Annotated in this window: 9 protein-coding genes; 5 read left to right on the forward strand and 4 right to left on the reverse strand. The window is 72.0% G+C overall.

The window, feature by feature from the left end; all coding sequences use genetic code 11:
• A partial coding sequence (locus tag AOK22_RS28190; RefSeq protein WP_055701537.1) for a S8 family peptidase occupies nucleotides 1–1163 on the forward strand: 1163 nt, incomplete at its 5' end.
• On the opposite strand, the gene AOK22_RS28195 is transcribed toward AOK22_RS28190, so the two are convergent.
• The 3 genes from AOK22_RS28195 to AOK22_RS28205 form a co-directional block, all read right to left on the reverse strand.
• Nucleotides 1147–2418 carry an MFS transporter gene (locus tag AOK22_RS28195; protein ID WP_079036874.1) on the reverse strand — a complete coding sequence of 424 codons (1272 nt, stop codon included), beginning with the start codon at nucleotides 2416–2418 and terminating at the stop codon, nucleotides 1147–1149. The genes AOK22_RS28190 and AOK22_RS28195 overlap by 17 nt on opposite strands.
• A complete protein-coding gene (locus AOK22_RS28200; protein WP_055701538.1) occupies nucleotides 2418–3872 on the reverse strand; it encodes a CitMHS family transporter in 1455 nt (484 codons plus the stop codon). The genes AOK22_RS28195 and AOK22_RS28200 overlap by 1 nt, the downstream gene beginning before the upstream one ends.
• A 183-nt stretch (nucleotides 3873–4055) precedes the next feature.
• The gene (locus tag AOK22_RS28205) at nucleotides 4056–4688 is read right to left on the reverse strand and encodes a TetR/AcrR family transcriptional regulator (RefSeq protein ID WP_055701539.1); all 633 of its coding nucleotides are present in this window, start codon (nucleotides 4686–4688) and stop codon (nucleotides 4056–4058) included.
• A 101-nt stretch (nucleotides 4689–4789) separates the two neighbouring features.
• Between AOK22_RS28205 and hmgA the strand changes: the two genes are divergently transcribed.
• Genes hmgA through AOK22_RS28220 form a run of 3 tightly spaced genes read left to right on the forward strand, consistent with a single transcriptional unit; the run spans nucleotide 4790 to nucleotide 8171 of the window.
• Nucleotides 4790–6139: a homogentisate 1,2-dioxygenase gene (gene hmgA / locus AOK22_RS28210; protein ID WP_055701540.1), complete on the forward strand. Its 1350-nt coding sequence runs from the start codon at nucleotides 4790–4792 to the stop codon at nucleotides 6137–6139.
• A 54-nt stretch (nucleotides 6140–6193) separates the two neighbouring features.
• Nucleotides 6194–6943, forward strand: coding sequence for a GntR family transcriptional regulator (locus AOK22_RS28215; protein WP_055701541.1), 750 nt, complete (start codon nucleotides 6194–6196; stop codon nucleotides 6941–6943).
• Nucleotides 6944–6968: 25 nt separating this feature from the next.
• Entirely contained in the window at nucleotides 6969–8171 is a 1203-nt protein-coding gene (locus tag AOK22_RS28220; protein ID WP_193433303.1) for a type ISP restriction/modification enzyme, read from the forward strand.
• A gap of 292 nt (nucleotides 8172–8463) precedes the next feature.
• Here the strand turns inward: AOK22_RS28220 and AOK22_RS43065 are convergent, their stop codons facing one another.
• Nucleotides 8464–8733, reverse strand: a complete 270-nt coding sequence (locus tag AOK22_RS43065) for a hypothetical protein (protein WP_079036875.1) — start codon at nucleotides 8731–8733, stop codon at nucleotides 8464–8466.
• Nucleotides 8734–9318: 585 nt separating this feature from the next.
• On the opposite strand from AOK22_RS43065, the gene AOK22_RS28225 reads away from it, so the two are divergent.
• Nucleotides 9319–10152, forward strand: an 834-nt coding sequence (locus AOK22_RS28225) for a DUF4331 domain-containing protein (RefSeq protein ID WP_157872302.1), incomplete at its 3' end; no start/stop codon positions are given.

Here is a 10152-nt window from a genome sequence, read left to right on the forward strand (position 1 = left end):
CCGCCACCGCCGCCGTCCTCGGTGCGGTCACCGCCCTGCCCGCCCAGGCCTCCCCCGCCGAGGGCACCGTCATCGCGGCGAACTCCGCCGACGCGATCCAGGGCAGCTACATCGTCACGTTGAAGAAGAGCTCGGGTCTCAAGGCCACCACGGCCCAGGGCAAGGACCTCATATCCGAGTACGGCGGCTCGGTGCAGAAGACCTACAAGTCGGCGCTCAACGGCTACGCCGCGAAGCTGAGCGCGACCGAGGCGCGCAGACTCGCCGCCGACCCGTCGGTCGCCTCCGTCGAGCAGAACCAGAGACTCCGGGCCACGGCCACGCAGTCCAACGCCCCCTGGGGCCTGGACCGCATCGACCAGGCGAAGCTGCCGCTGTCCGGGACGTACACCTACCCGGACACCGCGGGTTCGGGCGTCACCGCGTACGTGATCGACACCGGCGTGCGGATCTCGCACTCCGAGATCAGCGGGCGCGCGGTGAACGGCTATGACGCGGTCGACGGCGACAACACCGCCCAGGACGGCAACGGCCACGGCACGCACGTCGCCACGACCATCGCCGGCAAGACCTACGGCGTGGCCAAGAAGGCCAAGATCGTCGCCGTCCGCGTGCTCGACAACAACGGCTCCGGCACCACCGCCGGTGTCATCGCGGGCATCGACTGGGTGACCAGCAACCACGCCGCCGGTGCCCCGGCCGTGGCCAACATGTCGCTCGGCGGCGGCGCCTCCACCACGCTCGACAACGCGGTGAAGAACTCCATCGCCGACGGTGTCACCTACGCGGTGGCGGCGGGCAACGACAACTCCAACGCCGCCAACACCTCGCCCGCGCGCGTCCCGGCGGCCATCACGGTCGGCGCGACCAGCAACACCGACGCCCGTGCCAGCTTCTCCAACTACGGCTCGGTCCTGGACATCTTCGCGCCCGGCGTGAACATCAAGGCGGGCTGGAACACCGGCGACACGGCGACGAACACCATCTCCGGTACGTCGATGGCCACGCCGCACGTCGCGGGTGCCGCCGCGATCTACCTGGCGGGCCACACCTCGGCCACGCCGGCGCAGGTCTCCTCGGCCCTGGTGAACGGTGCCACCCCGAACGTCGTGACCAGCCCCGGTTCGGGCTCCCCGAACAAGCTGCTCAAGATCGTTCAGTAACACCCCGGCTCCGACGGCCGCTTCGGCCGTCGGAGCCGTCCGGTCCACCCGCTTCATCCGTCCCCCGGGAGCTGCCGGCGCCCCCGGGGGACGTCCGCGCGCCGAGGCCCGCGGCGAGCAGCAGCAGCGCGCCCAGCATCACGAACGGCGCGGCCACCCCCGCCACCCCGGCGATGAGACCCGCCGACGCGGGCGCGGCGACCTGCCCGAGGCGGTTGCCCGTCAGGCGCAGCGCGAGGGCCGTCGAGCGCGCGGCGGGCGGCGCGGCCTGGACGACCGTCGTCATCGACAGCGGCTGGCCGACGCCGAGGCAGAAGCCGAGCAGCACGAGCATCGCGCCGAGTGCCCACACGGGTACGGGCAGCGCGATCCCCGCGCACAGCAGCGCGGCCAGCACACAGGTGCCCACGATCAGGACCCCGCGGCCCAGCAGGTCGATCAGCGGCGTCATCACGAGCCGGCAGGCGATGGTCGCCGCGGCCCGCAGCGAGAGCAGCAGCCCGACCGTGGCGGGCGCGATGCCCCGGTGCTCGCCGACCACCGGCAGGTAGGCCGTGAGGATGTCCGTCGCGGAGAGCACGGCGAGGCTGATGAAGATGCCCGCGGGCACGCCCCGGGTGCGCAGGATCCCCAGGACCGGGACCTTCGCGGCCCGTTCGGCGGGCCGCGCCCCCGCGTGCCGGTGCTCGATGCGCCACAGCGAGGTGAGCGAGACCGCCGCGACCGCCGCCGACACCAGCAGGGCGAGGGCGCTGGTGCGGTCCATGTCGGCGCCGATGAGGGCGCCCGCGGCGATCGGCCCGACCAGCTGGCCGAGCGAGGCGCCGATGGTGAAGTGCCCGAAGTTGCGGTCCTGTTCGGCGGGCGCGGACTGCCGGGCGACGATCGACTGGGCGCCGATCACGAAGCAGAGGTGCCCGAGGCCCATCACGCCGCTCCACGCGGCCATCGCCGCGAGCGAGCCCGCGACGCCGCTGAGCGCGCAGCCGCCGGCGATGAGGACGACGCCGACCGGCAGCAGGGGCGCGCACCGCCCGTGGTCGGTCCGGCGGCCGAGCGGTACGGCGGCGAAGAGCGGGAGCAGGGCGTAGACGCCCGCGATGACGCCGATGGCGCGCTCGTCGGCGCCCAGCGCGAGGGCCCGGTAGGAGACGGCGGGCCGCGCCATCGACACCGCCCCCTGCGCGAAGCTGAAGGCGATGACGAGACGGAGCAGCCAGCCCCTCCCACCGGGCCCGGGTGTCGCGTGCGGCATCAGATGATGCCGAAGAGGATTCCGGAGCCGAGCACCACGAGCGAGGTGAGGACGGCCCATTTGACGGTGAACCGGGTGTGGTCGCCGAACTCGACCTTGGCCATGCCGACGAGGACGTACACGGCGGGCACGAGCGGGCTCGACATGTGCAGCGCCTGACCGGCGATGGAGGCGCGGGCGATCTCCAGGGTGCCGACGCCGTGCGCCTGGCCCGCCTCGGCGAGCACCGGCAGGACGCCGAAGTAGAAGCCGTCGTTCGACATGAAGTAGGTGAGCGGGATGGAGAGCAGTCCGGTCACCAGGCCCATGTGCGGGCCCATGCCGTCGGGGATGGCGTCGACGAGCCAGTCGGCCATGTGGTCGACCATGCCGGTGCCGGTGAGGACGCCGGTGAAGACGGCGGCGGCGAAGACCATGCCGGTGACGTTGAGGACGTTTTCCGCGTGGGCGGCGATGCGGGCCTTCTGGTCGGGCATGTGCGGGAAGTTGACGGTGAGCGCGAGCGCGGCGCCGAGCAGGAAGAGGACCGGGATCGGCAGCCACTCCATGATCATGGCGGTGAGCAGCAGGACGGTGAGGCCGGCGTTGAACCAGTAGAGCTTGGGGCGCAGCGTCGGGCGGTCGGGGTCGAGCCCCTGGAACCCGTCGTCGTCGGAGTCGTCACCGCCCTGGGCGCCCTTGACCGGCTCCGCGTCGGCGTCGGTGCCGCCGCCCGCTCCCCCGGTGGCCTTCTTGGTGAGCGTGGCCTTCTTGGTGAGCGACGTACGCCCGTCGCCGTCGCCACCCGCGCCGACGAGGACGGTCTCCTGCTCGCGCTCCAGGACCTCGTCCAGCGAGAGCACGCCGAGCCGCTTGCGCTCGCGCAGACCGAGTGCGTAGGAGAGGAGGAAGACGGCGACCAGGCCCATGGCGAGCGCCGGGATCATCGGGACGAAGATGTCGGCGGCGTCGACCTTCAGGGCGGTGGCGGCGCGGGCCGTGGGGCCGCCCCAGGGCAGCGTGTTCATGACGCCGTTGGCGGTGGCGGCGACACCCGTCATGACGACGAGGCTCATCTTGAGGCGCTTGTACAGCGGATACATCGCCGAGACCGTGATCATGAAGGTCGTCGAGCCGTCGCCGTCGAGGGAGACGATGGCGGCGAGCACGGCGGTGCCGACCACGATGCGCAGCGGGTCCGCCTTGCAGAAGCGCAGGATGCCCCGGACGATCGGGTCGAAGAGGCCGACGTCGATCATGACGCCGAAGTACACGATGGCGAACATGAGCATCGCCGCCGTGGGCGCCAGGTTCCCGACGCCTTCGAGGACGTAGTCCCCGAGATGGGCTCCCTTCCCGACGAACACGCAGAAGAGCGCGGGGATCAGCACCAGGGCCGCGATCGGCGACATCTTCTTCATCATGATCAGCACCAGGAAGGTGGCGATCATGACGAATCCGAGGATGGTCAGCATGGGGGCAACCTCACGTTCACCTTCGAACTCCCGCCAGCTCTGGCGGTCCGGTTGACCGTAGGACCCGCTATTGAGCGTTAACAAGATGTTGACGCGCGAGCAATAAGCGCAAAACTCCTGGTCACAGCGGCGTCTCGGGCGCAGGCGGCGCGAGCGCGGGCGCCGTCCGTGCGGCGCCCGCCCTCAGTCCAAGGAGTGCGCGAAGTACGCGTGCAGCAGGGCGCGGGCCTCGTCGATGAGGGGCTGGTCGCCCGAGGGGGAGGCCCGGAAGGCGAGCTGGAGGACCGCGTCGACCGCCTCGACGGCGACCAGCATCGTGCGGCGCAGGCGGGCGTCGAGGGGGCGGTCGAGATGGCCGGAGAGCAGGGCGGCGACGCGCTCGGCGACCTGCGGGTTGGCGTCGGGCATGGCCTCGGGCGCGGAGGGGACGCCGAAGTCGACGAGGCCGAAGCCGGGGACGGTGCGCATCATCGCCAGGTACTCGTCGAAGGCGGCGTCGACGGCGCCGCGCCAGTCGCCGCGCTCCACTTCGGCGACGCGGGCGGTCACGCGCTCCGCGTACGCGTCCAGGTTGCGGTGGGCCAGCGCGTCGGCGAGCGCCCGTTTGTTGCCGAAGAAGCGGTAGACCGAGCCGATGGGGACACCGGCGCGCTGGGCCACGGCGCGGGTGGTGAGGCCTTCGTAGCCGACCTCGTCGAGCACGGCGGCGCAGGCGTCGAGGATCCGGGTCAGCCGCTCCGCGCTGCGCTCCTGCACGGGCACGCGGCGCAGGGAGGACGGCGGGTTCGGTTCCCTGGGCGGGTTCGGGTGGGGCATTCCGGGAGAGTAGAGCACCGCTCACATTCATGGCTCCCCCTTGCGGAAGGAAAACCCGAATCCTACGGTGTCCCATAGGAATCATTGACGAGGGAGCGGTGATGAGCGGGGACCACGCAAGCAGCCCGGACCGTACGGGTGAGAGCGACGCACGCAAGACCGCCGAAGGGCTGGCCTATCTCTCCGGCTTCGGCAATGAACACAGCTCCGAGGCGGTTCCCGGCGCACTGCCGCACGGCCGCAACTCACCGCAGCGCGCGCCCCTCGGGCTCTACGCCGAGCAGCTGAGCGGCTCCGCCTTCACCGAGCCCCGCGCGCACAACCGCCGCTCGTGGCTGTACCGCATCCGCCCCTCGGCCGCGCACCCGCGCTTCACCCGCGTCGACAACGGCGCGCTGCGCACGGCGCCCTTCACCGAGTCGGTGCCGGACCCGAACCGGCTGCGCTGGAACCCTCTCCCGGACCCGGCGCCCGGCACGGACTTCCTGGCCGGCCTGTGGACGCTCGGCGGCAACGGCGACGCGGCCCAGCGCACCGGCATGGGCATTCACCTCTACCACGCCAACTCCTCCATGACGGACCGGGTGTTCAGCGACGCGGACGGCGAGCTGCTGATCGTGCCCGAGCGCGGCGGGCTGCTGCTGCGCACCGAGTTCGGGCTGCTGCACGCCGAGCCCGGCGAGGTCGCGCTGATCCCGCGCGGCGTCCGCTTCCGCGTGGAGCTGCTCGACGAGAGCGCGCGCGGATACGTCTGCGAGAACTACGGCGCGCCCTTCCAGCTCCCCGACCTCGGCCCGATCGGCGCCAACGGCCTGGCGAACGCCCGGGACTTCCGGGCCCCGGTGGCCGCGTACGAGGACGTCGAGGGCCCGGTGGAGGTGGTCAACAAGTTCTGCGGCAACCTCTGGCACGCGACGTACGACCACTCGCCGCTCGACGTGGTGGCCTGGCACGGCAACCACGTCCCGTACGTCTACGACCTGCACCGCTTCAATGTGATCGGCACGATCAGCTACGACCACCCGGACCCCTCGATCTTCACGGTGCTCACCTCGCCGTCCGACACCCCGGGCCTCGCGGGCGTCGACTTCGTGGTGTTCGCGCCGCGCTGGCTGGTGGGCGAGGACACCTTCCGCCCGCCCTACTTCCACCGGAACGTGATGAGCGAGTACATGGGCCTCATCGAGGGCGCGTACGACGCGAAGGCGGAGGGCTTCGTGCCGGGCGGCGGCTCGCTGCACAACATGATGTCCGCGCACGGCCCCGACCGCGAGACGTTCGAGAAGGCCTCGGCCGCCGAGCTGAAGCCGCAGAAGATCGACGACGGCCTCGCGTTCATGTTCGAGACCCGCTGGCCGGTGACGGCGACGGAGCAGGCGGCGGGGGCGTCCCACCTGCAGCGCGGCTACGACGACGTGTGGCAGGGTCTGGAGCGCCACTTCCGTAGCTGATTCTGCGCCACTTCCGTTCGAGCGTGCGCAGGCCGTGACTGATTCGGAGAGACCGTGACCGCATTCGCCCCGGACTCGATCGTCCTGAATCGGAAACTGCCGCTCTGGTATCAGGTCTCGCAGTCCCTGCGCGCCTCGATACTCGGCCGCACTCCCGAGGCCCCGCTCCGGCTGCCCACCGAGGAGCAGCTGGCGGGGCACTACGGGGTGAGCGTGCTGACCATGCGCCAGGCGCTCAAGGAGCTGGAGGACGAGGGGCTCATCACCCGGCACCGGCGGCGCGGCACCTTCATCGAGCCGAGCGCACAGCGCGGCTCCCCCGTGCGGCTGCTCGGCTCGGTCGACGCGATCGTGGCCCAGCAGTCGGGCATGACCACCGAGCTGCTGGACCACGGCACGTGCGCGCCCCCGCCCGAACTCGCCGACTGCTTCCCGGACTCGGACCGCGTGGCGACGTACCACCGGCTGCGCAGCGACGAGAAGACCGGCGAACCCACCAACCACGCCCGCAATTTCGTCCGCCCCGAACTGGCCGCCCGCATCGACCCGGACGACCTCGCGCGCTGGCCGATGACCAAGGTCCTGCGGGACGTGGTGGGCGTCCGCATCAGCCGGATCACCGACACCGTCGAGGCCACCCTCGCCGACCCGGAGACGGCCCGCCTCCTCCAAGTGCCGCTGCTCAGCCCGATCCTGCACTACACCGGCATCACCTACGACGAGCACGGCCGCACCCTGGACGTGGCCCGCATCCACTACCGCGGCGACCGCTTCTCCTTCTCGGTCACGCTCGACGCGACGTGACGGGCGACGGCGGGTCCGTCGTACGATGCCGGGCGTGACGCACGACGAAGCGCCGCTGCTCGCGGACCTCATGCCGTGGTCCGTCGCACCGCTCCGGCCGGGCCGCGGGTGGCCGATGGGCCCGGATCCCGCATCCCTGAAAGCGCGTTGGGCCGCCCTCGTGGGCGCCTCGGGCCCGGACCGCGAGGCCCTGTTCCGCCCCACGCGCTCGCGCACGCTGCACACGACGGTGGCCCAACTCCCGGGCCACCGGGGCGGAACGGGCCGCCTGGCCAGGGAGAGCGGCCCCTGCCCCGAGCCCGTGCGCGTCCTGCACGGCCCCTTCGACGAGCAGTGGCTGATCCCCGACCACCGCCTCATCGACGTCGCCCGCCCCGAGCTGTGGCGGGTGGCGGGCGAGGGCCAGCTCTACGCCGTCGAACAGGGTTACGTGCCCGGGGCCACCGGCCCCGCCGTGCTCGCGTCGGCCGTGCTGCCCGACGGCCGCTCGCCGGCCGGGCGCCCCGGGCGCGTCCGCCCGCTGTTCCGCCGCCCGGGCGGCCTGGAGGCCAATGTGGCGCCGGGGCTCGCGGAGCACCTCTCGGGGGTGCTCGGCCGCACGGTCACGGCCCGCGCGCTGCTCGCGTGGGTGCTCGCGGCCGGCACCGGCTCCCCGGCGGGCTGCCGGGTGCCGCTCACCTCGGACGCCGGCCTCTGGACGCGGGGCGTGGAGCTCGGGGAGCGCCTGCTCTGGCTCCAGCTGCGCGGCGACGGCGAGCGCCCGAAGCTGCCCGGCGGGCGCAGGCCCTACGTCCGGGCCCCGCTGCCCGCGCGGCCCGCGGCCCTGTCGTACGACGCCGCGGAAGAGATCCTCCGGGTCGGCGGGGAGGGCGTCATCTCACCGGTGCCGAAGGAGGCCTGGGAGTACGAGGTGAGCGGGGTGCGGATCGTCGAGCGGTGGTTCGCGCTGCGTACGGGCGAGGTGGAGACGGGCACGCTGGAGGCGATCCGCCCGGCGGCGTGGCCGCAGTCGTGGACGTCCGAACTGCTCGAACTGATCACGGTCCTCGCGCTGCTCGCGGAACTCGCGCCGCGGCAGGCGGAGTTGACGGCCTCGCTCGGTTCCCCGATCACCGAGGAGGAGCTGCGCGGGGCGGGTGTGCTGCCGGTGGCGGACACGGCGCGATGGCCGGCGTCGGTGCTCGATCACCACGAAGAGGGGCCGGACGGGCAGTTCGCCCTGATCTAGGGGACGTCCGTCGGACGTCGCGCTCGGCGCCGGTGGGCGCCGTGCCGGGCGATGGCCTGCCGGGTGATGGCGTGCCGGGCGGCTTCGCGCCTGGCCGCCCTGGGGAGGAGCGTGATCCTGTGGAACGGCCGGGGTGTTCGACAGGAGCGGCTCAGGAGTAACTGGGATCACACATGTCACACGAGCACCCGGCCTGGGGAAGGGCCGGGGATCGATGACGGGGTGAATCGGGTGGGTGGAAGGGAGAGCCCCGCCGCAGGACGGCGGTTCGACACCCCCGGACCACCCGTGGTCAGCGACCCCCGAAAAGCGACCGCCGCAGCCTGCGCAGCGGCGCGAACAGCGAGACACGCCTCACTCGGGCACCCCTGCTGCTGCGGGTGTGCGCGGGTCCACGTGAGGTCAGCTCACGCATCAGCAACGTCGCCTCGTGCGACTCGCGCTGCGGGACGGCGGGGCCGCCCAGCACCGAGAGATGCCGGTCGAGGCGCGAACTGGTCGCGCTGCTGCCACAGGTGATCGCAGGGACACGCGCCCTGCTGCGCACCGTTATCTGTTCCATGTCACTCCCCACCCGTACGAGGGCACCCGGCCCAGGGCAGGTTAACCCTATCGCCCCATCGTGACACGCGTGTATCCCGGTCGCAGGATTCACCTCCCGGACAAGGAGGTTGACGATTACTCTCCGAATCCGAGCGATTCCAGGGCGAGTTGGACATGCCGTCTGACGGTGGATCGGGACGAAGCCACCGGAGCGGCCGGAGCGGGGCGGGCGCCGGCGTGGACGGCCGCGGGCATCGAGGGGCGCCGCGACGTGGGCTATCTCACGCACAGTCGCCACCGGGAGCGCCCGCGAGTGATCGTTCCGCGCGCCGGAGCCGGGGTGCCCCCCTCAGGGCGCCCGCGGGGTTCGGCGCACCGTGGCCCCGGCTCGGGTGCGCGGGCGTGCCGGAGCCGGGGCGGAGGTCGCACGCGCCAGGCGCGCGGTTCGGGCCGCCGCACCCGAAGGAGAAGCCGCCGCCCACGAAGGAGAAGTGGAGCGCACACCACCGGAAAATCCGGGCAATCCGTCCGCGCCGCGGCCCCGAATGGCCTGTATCAAGCCAGGCACACGGCCAGGCGCACCAGGTGCGTAAGGACGGACGCGATGACAGCAATAGCCAGGAGGAGGCCGGGCCGTCGTGGCCTCGCCACGCTGGTCTGCGGCGCGCTCGCCGCCGGGGGGCTCGCAGCCGCCGGGGTGAGCGCGCTGGATCCGGGGGCCGCGCGGGCCTCCAGTCACCGGGAGGCTCCGCTGATCTCGGGGCAGCCGCAGTACGACAACACGGACGTGTATGCGTTCGTGAGCCCCGACAAGCCGGACACCACGACGATCGTGGCGAACTGGACGCCCTTCGAGGAGCCCGCGGGCGGGCCCAACTTCTATCCGTTCCCCGAGGACGCGCAGTACGACGTCCACATCGACAGCGACGGCGACGCGCAGGGCGACCTGCTCTACCGCTGGACCTTCGACACCAAGGTCAAGAACGGCAATACCTTCCTCTACAACACCGGCGCGGTGACCAGCCTCGACGACCCCGACCTCAACGTCACACAGACGTACGACATCGACCTGCTGAAGCTGGACGACCAGAAGGTCGTCTCCACGAAGAAGATCGCCGACGATCTGCCGGTCGCGCCCTCGCACGTCGGCAAGGCCTCGATGCCGGACTACAAGAAGCTCCGCGACCAGGCCGTGCGGAAGGTCCCGGGCGGCGGCACCTCGTACGTCGGGCAGGCCGACGACCCCTTCTTCCTGGATCTGCGGGTCTTCGACCTCCTGTACGGCGGTGACCTCTCCGAGACCGGCCGGGACACCCTCAAGGGCTACAACGTGAACACCGTCGCCCTTCAGGTGCCGAACGCCGACATCCGCCAGTCGGCGAAGCAGCCGACCGTGGGCATCTGGTCGACGACCCAGCGCAAGAACGCCAAGGGCGAC

The organism is Streptomyces silaceus, assembly GCF_001419745.1.
In the GTDB taxonomy this organism is placed as follows: Bacteria; Actinomycetota; Actinomycetes; order Streptomycetales; family Streptomycetaceae; genus Streptomyces; species Streptomyces silaceus.